Consider the following 15,198-nt stretch of genomic DNA (forward strand, 5'->3'; position numbering starts at 1 on the left):
TATGTCCCTACTTTTAGGTGTATGTCCCAATACTTTTTTCAATACTTTTTTGTTAGGTGTATGTCCCAATACTTTTTGCAATACTTTTTGAGGTGTATGTCCCCGAAAAAAATGTGCCGAAAAAAATGACAGCCACGGGCTGCCATTTTTTGTTATCAGGTTAACTTGCCTTTCGGTCAACTTATTTTTCCATATGGACATCAAGCTGACCGGCGGCCAGTGCCGGAGCAAGGCCCGGAGTCAACGGCAGGCGAGGAATAACTAGACAGTGCATCAGATGGTAGATATCTTGTTTACCATCCCATACTACGCTGGTACCAGCTTGGTTGTTTACATCAAGTTCTTGCCACCATGAGCAACCTTCATAGTCGATAAAGTAAGTGCGGCAGTAATCCCACCACAGGCGATAGAACTCCTGATACTTCTCATCACCAGTAACCGTGTAAAGGGCATAAGCAGTACCAATTGCTTCAACTGGTGCCCAGCGGATACGCTCACGTACAACCGGCTTGCCATCCCAGTCTACGGAATAAACAAAACCGGGAGCACCATCTACATGCCATGCATCGCGCACTGTTGCGTCGAACAGGCCGATTGCGTCTTCCAGCATCCATTCAGGAGCTTCAGCACCAATTTCCATCAGCGTTGCGCGAAGGTGACAAATCAGACGTCCCCACTCAATCCAGTGGCCCGGCGTACCGCCGTAGGCACGGAAGTGGCTGGCAGGTGTCTCTTTGTTGTAATCCGGTAGCGGATTCCAGTCAGAATCAAAGTGCTCGTTTACACGGTAGCTCAGGCTTTTTGCTGTTTTATGGATCATAAACTCGGTGATGTTCAGCGCGCGATCCAACCACTTTTTGTCTTTAGTGACATCGTAAACGATAAGGAAAGCTTCTACTGAGTGCATCGCCATATTACCGCCACGGTAATCTTCCGTTTCAGTGAATGCCTGATCCCATGACTCGTAACACATCTGCTTCTCTTCTACCCAGAAGTGTTTTTCGTAAACCGTAATCGCTTCATCCAGAAGAGCCTGAGCACGTGGGTGACCAGTTGTTACCGCACTGGCAGCACCAAGCAGTACGAATGCGTGTTGGTAACCCTGCTTAGACGAATCCATAATGCCTTCGCCTTGGTTATCGATAGTGGCAAACCAGCCGCCATGAGTATTATCTTTAAGCGGACCTTCCAGCGCTGCGATACCGTGCTCAACCAGATCCATAGCGCCCGGGCGACCCATTAGGGCTGCCAGAGAATAACAGTGCAGCATGCGTGATGTGATCCACAGGCGGGTGCCCATCTCTTCACGTACATTGCCGTTGTTACCAATCCAGCCAAAACCGTTCGGTACTACAGCATTTCTGCCGAATTCAAAAATTCTGTCTGTTTCAGTTTCTAACCAAGAGTTATGGGATCGGGTATTAATCCACTTCATGCTCAAATTCCTCTATATTGTTTCTTGCTACTGAACAATTTTTCAAAGTATTGTTGATTGATAGTAAATCTATCAGCCTATGATGTTTAATTCTGTTAGTTATGTATCACTTTGTGACAATAATAATCATAAATGGACATTTTTGAGCGTTGGAGCTAGTAAAATAGCTTTAGATGCTCATAAAAAAAGCGCTCAGTACGAGCGCCTAAATAGTCCTTTTTGACCTATCTGACACCAAACCGATGAATGGTTTTTTCCTCAAACACGTCACCCGGATTAAGGCGGGTGCTAGGGAAGTGAGCCTGATTCGGGCTGTCCGGGAAGTGTTGAGTTTCCAGACATATGCCGTTACGGGACTCGTATTTATAACCGTTTCGGCCAAACCATGGTTTGTTGGACAACTTAAAACCGTTGTAAAACTGAACCCCGGGCTGGGTGGTCAGTACCGTCATATAGCGTCCGGACTCCGGTTCATAAAGCTCAGCAGCAAGTGCGTACTCGCCTTCGGTCTGCAGCCTGTTAAGCACATAGTTATGATCAAAGCCCTGATCCGGCATTTTCTGTCCGTTCTCCCCAATGCGGGTTACAGAAGTAAAGTCCAGACCACTGCCTTTTACGGAGCGTATCTCACCCGTCGGGATTAGGTTTTCTGCTACCGGAGTATAGAAATCGGCATGTAACCTGAGCTGATGGTTATCTACTGTGCCTGAATCATGGCCAGCCAGATTGTAATAGCTATGGTTAACCAGATTGATAACCGTTGGCTTATCGGTAGTGGCTTTAAACCTGAAGTGCAGTTGGTTATCTTCATCCAGCCCGACCGTATGCACTACGTTCAAATTGCCACCGTAACCCGATTCACCATCCGGCGATACGCGACAAAAGTGAATAAAGATACCAGTTTCGCTCTGCTCTACTGAATAGTCCCAGACGTATTTATCAAAGCCTCTAGTGCCGCCGTGCAGGTGCTGAACTGTCGGTGGCTCGTTAGTTTCTAAACGGAACTCAACATTATCCAGCGAGTACTTACCATCTTTGATACGGTTGGCGTATCTGCCGGCAATCGCACCAAAGAAGGGGTGACCGGACAGATACTTCTCCAGATTTTCATAACCCAGAACCACATCTGCATTTTCACCGTTGCGGTCAGGCGTTTCGATGGAAGTGACGATACAACCATAGTTAGTGACCGATACTTTCATCCCTTTGCTGTTTTGCAGAGTAAACAGTTGAACTGGCTTATCCTGTCCTTCAACCATTCCCCATGGAGTCATTGTTAAGTTCACGTTAGCGCCTTTTATTTGATTTTCGCTTCCAGACCTGAAGTAACACGTAGCTGTTCAAGAACGGAAGTCCAGTCCTGACGGCCACGGCCTGCAGCACGGGCAATACTATACAGTTCACGGGATGCTGCACCGCACGGCATAGGTACATTAACCTGATTAGCAAGGTCAAGGGCAATACCTAAATCTTTATGGGCAAGATCAAGCATAAATGCCGGAGAGAGATCGCCCGCTAACACCTTGCCCGGCCAGGTTGTTGTAAAGTGACCTTTCCCTGCCGGAGTGCCTTGCATAACTGCAAGTGCAGTTTCGAAATCAAGGCCGATGGCTTCAGCAAGTGTTGCCGCTTCTGCAGACAGAGCATTTAGTGCAATACTCATATAGTTATTGATGATTTTTACCCGGCTGCCTTTACCTGCACCGCCGGCGTCAATGGTTTCACTGCCCATGCAGTCGAACAGTGGCTGAGCTTTAGCAATCTGCTCTTTAGTGCCACCGGCAAGGATAAGAAGTTCACCGCGTACCGCGTGATCAGATGTGCGGCCAACAGGTGCTTCCATCATGTCAAAGCCGTTTTCTTTCATCTCTTTGATTAACGCGTCGGTTTCAAAAGGATGGATAGTAGACATATCAATAAGCAGAGCATCTTTGCTCATGGATTCTGTAATACCTTGTTCGCCCCAGATAACGTTACGAACCAGAGAACCATTGGGAAGCATAGTGACAATAAATTCTGCATCCAGTGCGGCTTCAGACGGAGAGCTGGCAGCAACGGCGCCTTGCTCTGTTAGTGCTGCTACAGCATCTTTGCTGATATCGAACACCTTAAGGGAGTGACCACCTTTAATCAGATTTGAAGCCATTGGGCTGCCCATTTGGCCAAGACCGATAAAGCCGATAGTAGACATGAGTTTTTCCTTATTAACAGTTTGAGATTACTTGAGTGTAACTATAACGTTTTTGACAGGAACTACTGTAATCAATGTCACATAATGTTGTTTTGTGTCATTTGATGTTGTTTTGTGATTGCAATCTCAGCCAAATAAGTCATTTTTCTTATAATAGACGGAAATGTTGACCAGCTGCTGCCTGAATCAGTATAAAGGCGGTACATAACCAGAAAGAGATTAGAGCAATGCCAATAGCATGTGTAGGAATAACCGTATTAGATAGAATTCAGCGCGTTCAGGCCCTTCCGTCCAGCGGAGGCAAGTATGTCGCTACCGATTACTTTGAAGTTGGTGGCGGTCCTGCGGCTACTGCTGCAGTGGCAGTGGCTAAATTAGGTAAGCCGGTTGATTTTATCGGACGTGTCGGCGGTGATTCTGTTGCTGATATCATGCTGTCAGAGCTTGCAGGGTATGGCGTTAACGTTAATAACTCTGTGCGGATTTCTGCTGCCTCTTCATCATTTTCAGCTGTTTTGGTTGATGACGAAGGGGAGCGTATGATCATTAACTATCAGGATCCTTCATTGAGCCGGGATATAGAACCGCTGAAATCTGTCGACTTCTCTACATACTCAACCATCTTGTGTGATGTACGTTGGCCGGAAGGGGCAGAATATGCTCTTAAACAGGCAAAAAAATACGGCATTCCATCAGTTCTTGATGCAGATTTATCTCCGGAACCAATTGATAAACTGGTTGAACTTGCTGATCACGTTGCCTTTTCTGAACCTGGTCTTGCTCGTTTTACTGAGACAGAAGACCCAATTAAAGGGTTAGAAATTGCTCAAAAAAGGACAAATGGCAAGGTTTATGTTACTGTCGGCGCCAAAGGATGCTATTGGCTGGAGAATGGTGAGCTGATGCATCAACAAGGTAAAAAAGTAGCTGTTGTTGATACCACCGGAGCTGGTGATGTATTTCACGGTGCTTTTGCTGTCGCCGTTTCTGAAGAGATGGAAACACGTAATGCGGTTATTTTCTCGAATACGGTAGCAGCGTTAAAATGTACAAAATTAGGCGGGCGCGAGGGGATTCCGGATAGACAAACCGTTGACGCTGATATCGCCGTATAATAATAAGGTTTATCATGACTAATCCAAGACAAGACAAATTACTGCAGTTAGTTATAGATAAAGGTTACTGTACCGTTGAGGAGTTAGCAGAAGCCCTTGAGGTTTCTACGCAGACTATTCGCCGGGATATTAAAAAGCTGAGTGACAAACGTATGATCGTTCGTCACCACGGAGGAGCAAGCTCTCCATCCAGCACAGTAAACCTGGACTATGAAATCCGTAAAGTATCAGAAACAGAAGAGAAAAACGCCATTGGCGAGCGAATTGCGGAGATGATTCCCGATAACTCTACTGTGTTTCTGACTATCGGTACTACAACTGAAGTGATTGCCAGCCACCTGCTTAAGAAGAATAATCTTCAGGTGATTACGAACTCGTTGCGGGTTGCCAATGTACTTCACAGTAACAAAAGTTTTGATGTGTTAATTCCGAGCGGAAAAATCAGGGCATCGAATGGTGGCATTGTTGGTACGGAAGCTATCGACTTTATCGGCAACTTCCGGTTTGATTATCTGGTGACCAGCGCCGGTTCAATAGATGCTGACGGCACTCTGCTTGAGTATGATCTAAATGAGACCGCTATTTCTCAGACAGTAATTAAGTCTGCCAGAAATGTGTTTGTTGCACTGGATTCAACCAAATACACTCCGAAAGGCTCCATAGAGCTTGGGCATATCAGCGAAGCAACAGTGTTCTTTACTGATGAGATGCCGCCGGATGATATTAAGGAAGTAATTGATCAGAGCCAGGTAAAACTGGAAATCTGTAATTAGTTATAGTCCGTTCAGAGGTAAGGCCGGTTAGTCATTATCGGTTAGATACAATAAAGCCCGCTTTTGCGGGCTTTATGCTATTCGTTATTAGTTGACTAAAGGCAGGATTAGTTAATCAGTGAAGGCCAGTTTTTATCACCCTGAGAGATAAAGCCCGGTACATCTTCCAGCCACATATCTTTAATAGACTTGTCGTAATTCAGATATAGCTTGTCATCAACAATGCTCCACTGCTTAGGGTCTCCCGGTGCAAAATCATTTTTAGCGGCAATGGCCCATGCACAGTAACCGCCGTATTGAGGGGCAAACTTCTCCGGGTCAGCCTGAAACTTGTCCAGATTTTCCTGACTTGAGAAGTACCAGTCGGCACCCTTGTAGGAAAGCTTAAACCTTTTACTACCTTCAACGGCTTTACCCTGAGTAAAGTAAGCAACGGTATCATAGCCATCCAGTGCTTTATTACTAAAGAAACCGGTATAAATCGGGTCTGCTGCGAATGCAGATGCACTAAACAGTGCCTGTGCTGCAAATAGTAATACTCCGCTAATCCACTTGTTCATTGTCGTTACTCTCCATAGGTATTTGTTTGTTCCGGCAGTGTTGAGATAGTAGAGCGGATGACGAGGGGAAAAATTTCATTCTGAATCAAAAAATTTTCGGACTTACTGAGTACAATTAAATCAAGCAGGATATTTACTAGTTATTTTTTGATATTTATCTGCTTGGTTAAAAATTAAAGTATAGATATTAAATAATTCTCCCGTCCTAAATGATATCTCTTCTCATCACGGATTAATATATCCTATTCATATCCTTTAATAACAGTTTAATATTTTTTCTGAAAACTTATCTGCTGACTAATACTTAGTGGTTAGGGACAGGCACTACTAGTAGTTAGAGTAGTTAGGGACAGGCACCGCACAACTGTGCACATATGTGACTGATTGCCGCACAATCGAAGAATTATTGTTTCCAAAAGTGACTCAATAAGTGCCTGCTTTATCAGCTGATAATCGCTTATTTATTGTTATATAAGGGTTTTATGTTCCTAGTTAACCTTCTGTAACCGATCTGTATCACAAATGATTTACGAAGGTTAATCATACTCGACTAATTAGCCATGGCGTCATTTTTAATTACGGATAAACTATATTTAGTAATAGCGATTACTTAGCAGGTTAGTCTTGCAATTAATTAAAGGGTAATTGTTAATTACGAAAATAATTATAAGTATACCCAAGTAACCTAAATATGTTTTTTCAGCGAGAATATATTGGCTTCTGATCAAGGCACTGATTTGAAGCCATAGTTATTCTACGGTGAGAATCAGTAACACAGAGCAGGAGCCAATATAACTCGCCCTTCGGGAGCGCATCAAGATGCCCATTTCTGTGTCAGATAACTTTGAAAGGGAGTGCCATTCCTACAGTTATCTTCCTTGAACTGAACATCTTGATGCTGCTCTGAATTCTACATATTTAGGGTCACTTGGGTATAAAAAGTCCAAGAAATAAATTTAATCCAATATTAAATGCGATACGTCATTTAATAATAAACAATGCGCATTCAGCATTGCGGTAATGGGAGCAATATAATGAAGGTAAACTTATTTGCCACTTGTCTGGGTGACATGGTGAAAGCGGAAGTTGCCAAAAAAACAGTCCTGCTGTTAGAACAACTTAACTGTGAAGTGATATTCCCTGAGAGACAAGGGTGCTGCGGGCAGCCTTCGCTAAACAGTGGATACATCGAAGGCAGCAAGCCTGCGATGAAAAACATCATCGAGTCCTTTGAAGGCAATGATTACCCGATTGTCAGCCCGGCCGGTTCCTGTGCCGCATCCATTAAAAAGTATCCTGAATATCTTGCTGATGAGCCTGAGTGGGCAGCCCGTGCACAAAAGGTCGCCGATCGTCTGTTTGAACTGACTCAGTTTATCGTCAATGAACTTAAGGTGGAGAACCTTGGTGCCAAGCTGGAAGGGCGCGGAGTTTATCATCCGTCTTGCAGCCTTATCCGTAAACTTGGTGTGCGTGAAGAGCCTCTTAAACTGCTGGGACAGGTTGAAGGTCTGGAGCTGTTACCGATAAAAAATCAGGAAACCTGCTGCGGTTTCGGCGGTACCTTCTCCGTGAAGATGTCTGAAATTTCCGGCGAGATGGTAATTGAAAAGGTTCGTCATATCTCTGATGTAGAGCCGGACTACCTGATTGGTGCCGATATCAGTTGCCTTATCAACATTGGCGGCCGTATTAGCCGCGAAGGTAAGCCTATTAAAGTAATGCATATTGTTGATGTGCTGTTAAGTGGTGAGGTGAAGTAGTATGTCGATGAAAACAAGTGACGTTAAGTTCCGCGACAGACTTAACGTTCAAATGAAAGATGAATTTATGCGTCAGTCGGTGGCCAATGCGCAGGAGCGTATGTTCGCCAACCGTCAGATTGCGGCCGATAAACTGGGTAACTGGGAAGAGTGGCGCGACATGGGAATGGATATCCGTAACCATGTGCTGGAAAACCTTGACTACTACCTGCATCAACTGAGTGAAAGTGTTGCCCGCAACGGCGGCCATGTTTTCTTCGCTTCCACCGCGCAGGAAGCAACAGATTACATCGAAGGTATTATTCAGCAGAAGAATGCCAAGAAAGTAGTTAAGTCTAAATCCATGGTAACGGAAGAGATTGACCTTAACCGTGTGATTCAGCGAAACAACTGTGAAGTGGTTGAAACCGACCTTGGTGAATACATTCTTCAGGTGGATGATTGTGATCCTCCGTCTCACATTGTTGTGCCGGCCTTGCACAAAAACCGAACTCAGATCCGCGATATCTTTAAAGATAAGATCGGGTATCAGGGTACTGATGATCCGGAAGAGATGACCCGTTTTGTTCGCGATTATATCCGTCATGATTTCCTTGAAGCGGATATCGGTATCACCGGTTGTAACTTTGCTGTTGCTGAATCGGGTACCGTCAGCCTTGTGACCAACGAAGGTAACGCCCGTCTGGCGACCAGTCTGCCGAAGACCCATATTGCCGTGATGGGTATGGAGCGTATGGTTCCTACCTTTGAAGAGCTGGATATCATGATCAGCCTGCTGTGTCGTAGTGCTGTTGGTCTGCCGATGACAGGCTATGTAACGGCTTTGACCGGCCCGCGTGAAGATGAGCACTGTGACGGCCCTGAAGAGTTCCATCTGGTGATCGTTGATAACGGTCGTTCTGACATTCTTGGCTCTGAGTTTAAAGACATTCTGCGCTGTGTACGTTGTGCGGCCTGTGTGAACACTTGCCCTGCTTATCGTCATATTGGCGGTCAGTCATACGGCTCTATCTATTCCGGCCCGATTGGTGCTGTGCTTTCTCCTCTGTTAGGCGGCTATGACGACTTTAAGGATCTACCTTACGCCTGTAGTTTGTGTAAAGCGTGTCACGATGTCTGTCCCGTTAAAATTCCATTATCTGATCTTCTGCTTAAGCACCGTCAGAAAATGGCGGAAGAGAAGATCACTCCGGCGGGTGAAAGGCTTACGGTGGGTGCATTTAACTTTATTAACGCCAGACCGATTTTGTGGGATACCACGGTGAAAGTTGGTGCTTCTGTGGCCAGCAGTCTGATTAAAAACGGCAAGATGCCAATCAATATCGGCGCGACAGGTGAATGGACCGAAGCGCGGGATCTGCCTCAGCCGGATGGTGAATCCTTCCGTAGCTGGTTTAAAAATCATAAAAAGAAATAGGAGCGAAGATAATGTCTGATTCAGTACTAAATGTAGATCCGGAACGGATTCATAATCGCAGCCCATTTCTGGATAATATTGCCAAGAAACTTGGACGTGAAAAAAGAACCACTGGTGTTGTACGCCCGGCTCTGAGACATAACTGCCACCATGAAGTCATGGCGGAGTTTTCTCAGGATGAGTTGAAAGAGGTGTTGATTGGTTATACCGAAAATAATCTGGCTTCTCAGGCCGTAGTCACCACCAGAGAGAAGGTAGCAGAAGCATTAAAAGCCGTATGTGAAGGTTATTGTGTTGTTGCGGAAGGTGAAGAAGCACCGGCTAACAAAGCCGAAGTGTTTCTTTCTTCAGATGCAAGATTGCAGGATCTGGTGAGTGAGGCTTCTATTGAGTCGTCCCTTTACGATGTAAATAGCTGGGAAGCTTCTGTTGGCTATCAACGCAATATCGAACTGGCTGAACGTGCCAAAGTCGGTGTGGTGTTTGCTGAGCAGGCGTTGGCAGAGTCCGGCACTATGGTGCTGTACAGCCAGCCGAATCAGGGGCGTAGCGTTAGTTTGCTGCCGGAAGCATCGGTGTTTATTGTTGCTAAGAGTACCCTTAAAGCGCGCCTTACTCAGGCAACGGCAGAGCTGCATAAAAAAGCGGCTGATGGCGAGCGTATTCCATCTTGTGTTAACTTTATCTCCGGTCCGAGTTCTACGGCAGATATTGAGTTAATAAAAGTGGTTGGTGTTCACGGTCCTGTATTTGCCAGCTATATTATTATTGATGATATGTAATTGAAATTATTGAGTACTTCTTGTTATGCCTGATATTGATGATTTGGTGCTGTTTACCCAAGTGATAGAGAATGGTTCCTTTAGCAAGGTAGCTGATCTGAACGGGATCACTAAATCGGTAGTAAGTAAACGAGTAAGCAAACTGGAGAATAAGCTGGGAGTTCAGCTTATTTACCGTACAACCAGAAACCTCTCACCGACGGAAGCGGGAGAAGTACTCTATAACCGGGCAAAAGATATCAAGGATATCGCCCGTTCAGCCTTCAATGCCATTAATGGCTACAATGAGGTGTTGTCCGGTCATATCCGTATGTCGGTTCCCACCATTTCAGGTGACTTGCTACTGGCGGAAGCGGTATCGGACTTCTGTCAGCAGCATCCGGGGCTGACCATAGATATGTCGATGGATAATGAGTTTGTTGACCTGATTGCCGATAACTACGATCTGGTGATACGAACCGGTTATCTGGAAGACTCCAGTCTTATCGCCCGTTATATTTTCAACTCACGCTGGGTTATCTGCGCCACACCGGGTTATATCGAAGAGTTTGGTGAGCCGCTAAAACCGAAAGATCTACTGCGCCATAACTGCCTGGGGTATACCCATGAAAGTACCGGTACCTTTGACTGGCAGTTTAAGCGCAACAGCGACATTTATACCCTGAAAGTAAGTGGTAACTTCTCTTCAGACAACTCTGCTGCTTTACGAAAAGCGGCGCTGGCCGGCAATGGTTTAGCCTATGTACCGACCTGTCTGGTCTATGAAGATTTGCAGAAAGGGGATCTAGTGGAAGTGCTGGCGGATCAGGTGGGCAAAGAGGTGGGTATCTATGCTGTTTACCCCTATACCCGAAACCCGGCCAAGCGGATACAGGCTTTAATAGAGCATATCCGCGACCGTTATCTGAGTATTAATCAGTACTTCTGAGCATTTTCTACGCTCATAAAGCAAATATCGATAAGCAAACCCTCCGCGCCAGGGAGGGCGCGGTGGAGCCCCATGGATGGGTTTATGCGTGTTTGTGTTCCGATATTTGCATTTAGCAATATTTATCTTGTTTTACCGGGCTAATTTATTATGGGCTCTGGCAAAATGTCCGGCACAAAATGCGCCGACAATAGAGAGCTCTCCCGCCAGACAGAGGCCGGCGCACACTTCAGCCAGCGCCTGTGACTTACCGTTACCGTACAACCCCATAATCTCTAGGTTAGCTTTCTGACTTGGCAGGCCGGTTCCTCCGCCCACCGTACCCAGCATCAGATTTGGCAGCGTAACACTGGCGTACAGGTCACCGTTGCGATCCACTTCCATACGCGTCATACCAATGGCAGACTCCGCTACACAGGCCGCATCCTGACCACAGGCAATATATAAAGCGGCAAGGGCGTTGGCGTAGTGGGCGTTAACACCGATAGTGCCGCTCAGGGCACCACCGACGGTAGTCATCATGCCAAACTGGGTCATTCTTTCTGGTGTGGTATGCAGGTATTTTTCAATAAGCTTGGCCGGAATATGGGCTTCTGCCGTTACCTTTTTACCGCGTACACTTCTTAGGGTCTGGCTGTTAGCCTTCTTATCTCCTGACAGGTTACCGTCCAGAAAGGCGTATTCAGGTTTAACCGGGGTATTGGAAAGAATGTGCTCAAATACGGCATTAGTGGCAATGGTGACCATATTCTGACCGGAAGCGTCTCCCGTCAGAAATTCAAACACCAGATAGACATGGTTGCCTTCGATATTGATGGTGATATCCGTCAGTTTGCCGTAGGAGGTGGTTGACTCGGCAATTTGCTTAAAGATATCAAACTGTGTCGTCGCCCATGCAACAAACTGTCCCGCCTCGGCCAGATCGAAAAAAGCAAAACCGGGTGTCCGGGTTACTCCTTCGTTGAGCAGCATAGCACTGACTCCGCCTGCTGCAGTGAGCAATTTTGCTCCGCGATTATAAGAGGCAACCAGTGCTGCTTCTGTTGTTGCCAGAGGGATAAGGTAATCGTCCTTAGCAAACAGACCGTTTACCCGCAGTGGTCCCGCCAGACCGACAGGCACTTTAACCGTTCCGATAAAGTGCTCAATATTTTTCTGATAAGCAGATGCCTGATTTCCGGTATGGCTATCGAGAAGTTCGGCCTGCAACTCTGGTCTGTTGAGTTTTTCCCAGCGACGGGCAATGTTCTTTTCAGTCAGGTATGGGCTAGGGGTAAGCTTATTCAGAGGCTGATCAAAACGGGGAGCGAGGCTTTGTTGAAGTTCATCTGCGCTGATACCGCCACCGAGGACAGACACATAGTCGCGACGGTGCAGATTGAGTTTTGGCATAACTGTACATTATTAAAAATTTCCGCTGATTCTACCTGCTTAACGGCGAGAAACAAGGCTTACCGCTGTAAGCCTGACTCAGAGCGCAGAATGTAGCCAAGCTGTTATGCTCTGATCTGCGTATTGCTGAGCTGTGAGGCCGGAGCTGCGCGTACAGTGGACATTAACAGGCGCAATTGAGCCGCTATCATCACAAAAAGGGTTTCCTGCTGTATCTTTTCTCCCCATGCATGGAAAAGAACTTAGCAGGAATGTGGTGTGCGGCTGCAATAAGGGGCTATATCCGCCTGAAAACCTTTTTATCGGCGCAGCTCCGGAATCTGGGTGAATTGGCTAGTTCAGCTGCATAAAGCGCATTTCAATATCGCTGAGCCATTTGGCTCTTTTCTTATCAGAAGAGAACTTAACATTGGTCAGGTTAATCCACTTACGTTTTTTAATGCCGATTTTCCAGAAGGTTCCCATCATTAGTGCTTTCTGAATAGCATTGCCGAACAGCAGACGGTAGGCCAGCGAAGGTGTATTCATGGTGGTGATCATGGTGACCCCTTCAAGTTTGTTCAGTAGGCTGTACATACCCAGCCCGTTCTCTTTGTAGTTATAGGCGATACCGGGGAAAATCAGCTTATCAATAAAGCCCTTGGTCAGTGCCGGCATCAATTCCCACCAGATAGGAAATATAAACACAATATGATCGGCGTTTTCGACCCGCCGCTTATAGTCGAGAACTTGCTCGTCCAGCATGGTATAAGCACGCTCAGGGTCAGTTTTGGCAATAGTAAAGGCCTGAAGGTCTTTGCTGCGCATCACAGGGTCAAACTGCTCTTTATCCAGATGGATCACGTCCATTTCATGCTGACCTTCATCCAGCCCACGCATTACAGAATTTAAGATTGAGTTGCAGAAACTGCCTTGATACGGATGATTAAAAACAACCAGAACTCGCATATTGGATACCCCATAAATGAACAATATGGTTATTTTATGGGGTAACTCACTACATCGACGATAACATATGTTATCGGTTTTACTTTCTGCAACGGATACGGCTAAGGGAAACGGAAGTGATACCCAGATAGGAGGCGATATAGTGCTGAGGGATATTGCGAATCAGCTCAGGATACTCTTTGGTCAACTCTTTGTATCTCTGTTCCGGAGTATCTTTAATACGTGACAGAAACAAACGCTGATAGTGACGAAGGCGCTCACAAACAATCTGAAATACCAGCTCTTTTAATTCAGGAGAGTCATCAATCAACTGCTTAAAGATCTTTTTATCTACAGTATACAGAGAAGAGGGCAGTACACTTTCGATGGTGTAGGAACTCGGCTCATTAAACATCATACTTTCAAAGGAGCTAAGAAAAGTGCCGGGCATAAAAAACTGAAAGGAGACATCTTTGCCATCCTGATTAAACCATGATCGCAGACAGCCGCTTCTTACAAAAAAGATAGTGTTGCTATATTCACATTCACGCAGCAAAACAGTTCTCTTCGCTACATCCCGCTGTTCTGCATAAGGGAGTATGGCGTTTAACATCGGCTCAAAACTATTCATAGGTCGTATCCGCAGTAGTCTGAAAACTTCCCCGTCACTTTTTAGGGGACAGGCATGTTATGCTTGATGAGATTATTTAACTCAGGGAAAAATTGCAACATTATGGATAGTCTCTCTCCGGCTCAGGCGCGCAAACTGATACTGCATTCTCAGCAACTTCCGGCGGTTAAAGCCAGTGGCTCTGCCCTTTTAGCCACCCAGTCTGCTATTGAACATCTGGGTTATATACAGATTGATACTATCTCCGTTATTGAGCGGGCTCATCACCACACCTTGTGGAACCGAAACAGTCGCTATCAGCCACAGCACATTGATAAATTGGTGAATGACAAAAAGGTGTTCGAGTACTGGTCACATGCGGCTGCCTATCTGCCTATGCGTGATTTTCGCTATAGCCTGCCCAATAAACTGGCACTTAAAAGCGGCCGGCGCAGTCACTGGTTTAAAAAAGATCTTGCCCTGATGAAACATGTGACGGAACGAATCCAGAATGAAGGGCCATTGATGGCCAAGGACTTTGAAGGCGCCGGTAAAAAACATCAGGGCTGGGGAAGTAAACCGGCTAAACAAGCATTGGAGAATCTGTTTATGCAGGGTGATCTTATGATTGCCGGGCGCAAAAACTTCCATAAAGTGTATGACCTTACCGAAAGGGTGCTACCGGATGATTTAAATACTCAGCCACCGACTGAAAGTGAACACGCCAGCTTTTTAGTGCGTAACTATCTGAAAGCTAATGGTCTGGGAAACCATGGCGAGATAACGTATCTGCTGAAAGAGAGCAAAAAGCCGGTAAAACAGGCACTGAATGAGATGTTTGAACGTGGTGAGATTACGCCGGTCGCAGTGGTTGGCGAGCAGTACTTTGTGTTACCTGACTCCCTCGAGTTGCTGAATAAGCCGCTGAGAAAGAGCAGGGCAAAAATACTGTCGCCATTCGATAATCTCCTGATCCAGAGAAAACGTACGCAAAAACTGTTTGCCTATGACTACCTGCTGGAGTGTTATACCCCGGCGGCTAAAAGAAAGTATGGCTACTTCTGTCTGCCTATTCTCTGGGATGGCAAGCTGGTGGCGAGAATGGACTGCAAAGCCGACCGGAAAACCTCAATACTGCATATCCATAACCTGGTACTGGAACCTTCACTGCGTAAGGTAGACGAGTTTGCTTCAGCGCTGAAAAAAGAGCTGGCGCTGTTTATGACCTTTAATGGTTGTGAGCAACTGGAAGTTTACTCCGGAAGTCCTGTGTCTTTTATCTGAATAGCGGTTATGGGCTGTTCG

At 45.9% G+C, this 15,198-nt stretch carries 14 protein-coding genes; 7 read left to right on the plus strand and 7 right to left on the minus strand.

Annotation, left to right across the window (positions count from 1 at the left end; all coding sequences use genetic code 11):
- Positions 1–181 precede the first annotated feature (181 nt).
- The 3 genes from PK654_RS16850 to yihU form a co-directional block, all read right to left on the minus strand.
- Complete coding sequence (locus tag PK654_RS16850; protein WP_271700151.1) at positions 182–1,435, minus strand: AGE family epimerase/isomerase; 1,254 nt, start codon at positions 1,433–1,435, stop codon at positions 182–184.
- Between the two features lie 224 nt (positions 1,436–1,659).
- On the minus strand, positions 1,660–2,721 hold the full coding sequence (locus PK654_RS16855; RefSeq protein ID WP_271700153.1) for an aldose epimerase family protein: 1,062 nt from the start codon (positions 2,719–2,721) through the stop codon (positions 1,660–1,662).
- Positions 2,722–2,732: 11 nt separating this feature from the next.
- Complete coding sequence (yihU, locus tag PK654_RS16860; protein WP_271700154.1) at positions 2,733–3,626, minus strand: sulfolactaldehyde 3-reductase; 894 nt, start codon at positions 3,624–3,626, stop codon at positions 2,733–2,735.
- A gap of 227 nt (positions 3,627–3,853) precedes the next feature.
- Here yihU and PK654_RS16865 point away from each other — a divergent pair, with 227 nt between their 5' ends.
- Both PK654_RS16865 and PK654_RS16870 read left to right on the plus strand, forming a co-directional pair.
- Positions 3,854–4,741 carry a PfkB family carbohydrate kinase gene (locus PK654_RS16865; RefSeq protein ID WP_271700155.1) on the plus strand — a complete coding sequence of 296 codons (888 nt, stop codon included), beginning with the start codon at positions 3,854–3,856 and terminating at the stop codon, positions 4,739–4,741.
- A gap of 14 nt (positions 4,742–4,755) precedes the next feature.
- A complete protein-coding gene (locus PK654_RS16870; RefSeq protein ID WP_271700157.1) occupies positions 4,756–5,514 on the plus strand; it encodes a DeoR/GlpR family DNA-binding transcription regulator in 759 nt (252 codons plus the stop codon).
- Positions 5,515–5,621: 107 nt separating this feature from the next.
- Here PK654_RS16870 and PK654_RS16875 read toward each other — a convergent pair whose 3' ends face one another.
- Complete coding sequence (locus tag PK654_RS16875; RefSeq protein ID WP_271700158.1) at positions 5,622–6,074, minus strand: YHS domain-containing (seleno)protein; 453 nt, start codon at positions 6,072–6,074, stop codon at positions 5,622–5,624.
- A gap of 1,034 nt (positions 6,075–7,108) precedes the next feature.
- Here PK654_RS16875 and PK654_RS16880 point away from each other — a divergent pair.
- From PK654_RS16880 to PK654_RS16895, 4 genes are read left to right on the plus strand one after another with little or no spacing between them, the layout of a single operon-like run.
- Positions 7,109–7,837: a (Fe-S)-binding protein gene (locus tag PK654_RS16880; RefSeq protein WP_271700160.1), complete on the plus strand. Its 729-nt coding sequence runs from the start codon at positions 7,109–7,111 to the stop codon at positions 7,835–7,837.
- Position 7,838: 1 nt separating this feature from the next.
- Positions 7,839–9,254, plus strand: coding sequence for a LutB/LldF family L-lactate oxidation iron-sulfur protein (locus tag PK654_RS16885; protein ID WP_271700162.1), 1,416 nt, complete (start codon positions 7,839–7,841; stop codon positions 9,252–9,254).
- An 11-nt stretch (positions 9,255–9,265) separates the two neighbouring features.
- The gene (locus tag PK654_RS16890) at positions 9,266–10,036 is read left to right on the plus strand and encodes a LutC/YkgG family protein (RefSeq protein WP_271700163.1); all 771 of its coding nucleotides are present in this window, start codon (positions 9,266–9,268) and stop codon (positions 10,034–10,036) included.
- Positions 10,037–10,061: 25 nt separating this feature from the next.
- On the plus strand, positions 10,062–10,964 hold the full coding sequence (locus PK654_RS16895; RefSeq protein WP_271700165.1) for a LysR family transcriptional regulator: 903 nt from the start codon (positions 10,062–10,064) through the stop codon (positions 10,962–10,964).
- A 132-nt stretch (positions 10,965–11,096) separates the two neighbouring features.
- Here PK654_RS16895 and PK654_RS16900 read toward each other — a convergent pair whose 3' ends face one another.
- From PK654_RS16900 to PK654_RS16910, 3 genes are all read right to left on the minus strand, one after another.
- Positions 11,097–12,356, minus strand: a complete 1,260-nt coding sequence (locus tag PK654_RS16900) for a hydroxymethylglutaryl-CoA reductase (RefSeq protein ID WP_271700167.1) — start codon at positions 12,354–12,356, stop codon at positions 11,097–11,099.
- Between the two features lie 333 nt (positions 12,357–12,689).
- Positions 12,690–13,304, minus strand: a complete 615-nt coding sequence (locus tag PK654_RS16905; protein WP_271700168.1) for an NAD(P)H-dependent oxidoreductase — start codon at positions 13,302–13,304, stop codon at positions 12,690–12,692.
- Positions 13,305–13,383: 79 nt separating this feature from the next.
- Entirely contained in the window at positions 13,384–13,914 is a 531-nt protein-coding gene (locus PK654_RS16910) for a Crp/Fnr family transcriptional regulator (protein WP_271700169.1), read from the minus strand.
- Positions 13,915–14,016: 102 nt separating this feature from the next.
- Between PK654_RS16910 and PK654_RS16915 the strand changes: the two genes are divergently transcribed.
- Entirely contained in the window at positions 14,017–15,177 is a 1,161-nt protein-coding gene (locus tag PK654_RS16915) for a winged helix-turn-helix domain-containing protein (RefSeq protein WP_271700170.1), read from the plus strand.
- Positions 15,178–15,198 lie beyond the last annotated feature (21 nt).

The sequence above is a fragment of the Vibrio sp. SCSIO 43137 genome (genome assembly GCF_028201475.1).
In the GTDB taxonomy this organism is placed as follows: Bacteria; Pseudomonadota; Gammaproteobacteria; order Enterobacterales; family Vibrionaceae; genus Vibrio.